Source organism: Gluconobacter sp. P1D12_c, assembly GCF_018812105.1.
Classification (GTDB): domain Bacteria; phylum Pseudomonadota; class Alphaproteobacteria; order Acetobacterales; family Acetobacteraceae; genus Gluconobacter; species Gluconobacter oxydans_A.
This window is the reverse complement of the sequence record NZ_JACSIQ010000150.1, coordinates 1-634: the sequence shown is the minus strand read 5'-3', so window position 1 is coordinate 634 and position 634 is coordinate 1. Positions and strand designations below refer to the sequence as shown.

The 634-nt window shown below is 42.1% G+C and carries 2 protein-coding genes; both read left to right on the top strand.

Annotated features, from left to right (window positions below):
• On the top strand, positions 1-236 hold a 236-nt coding region (locus KP705_RS16055), incomplete at its 5' end, for a hypothetical protein (protein ID WP_215764961.1).
• 121 nt (positions 237-357) lie between these two features.
• On the top strand, positions 358-634 hold a 277-nt coding region (locus KP705_RS16050), incomplete at its 3' end, for a hypothetical protein (protein ID WP_215764960.1).

Here is a 634-nt window from a genome sequence, read left to right as displayed (position 1 = left end):
ATATCAATGCGGTGGATGATTCCGCAAAAGCATATATGCTTGACACTTACACGATATCTCACATGGGTAGAGGTGGGGGTAGCGTCTTAGAAGATGGGATGCTGTCAAAGGTTCTCGACATAGAGCGTCTACAAGACCCCGTAGAGCTTGATGAGCCTCCTATTGAGGTTCAGGATTCCGAATACTTCGAAGCTAATCAGGACGCCTTTCAGGAGCTTGCAGACTGGTATCTTTGAAGCTCMGCAGGACCGACGACAATGTAATTGTCATAGTCGGACACTATGACAAGTCAAATATTGATTTCTATCTGCTACAATAAGTTTCCAGTACCCCACAAACTGAGGGTCGGAGATTGTTATGKATATGGTAAAGAAGGAAAAATATAGAGAAATAGAGAGAGAAGTACAGAGGCTTGAAAATCTGTTCAATATAAAGGCTGTGCGATTGAAGGCACGTTATGAGACCAAGGCTATTCGTTATATGTTTGGGAATGGGGTCGAGGTTTATTGCGGTTGGGAAAAGCCTTACGATATCATGACTTGTTTGCATGACCATTATATTGACCATTCTTTTCCTGTGAAGGATGTGAAAAGTTATAGAGATTATTTGCGTTGTCTTCCTTCGCATTCTTCTT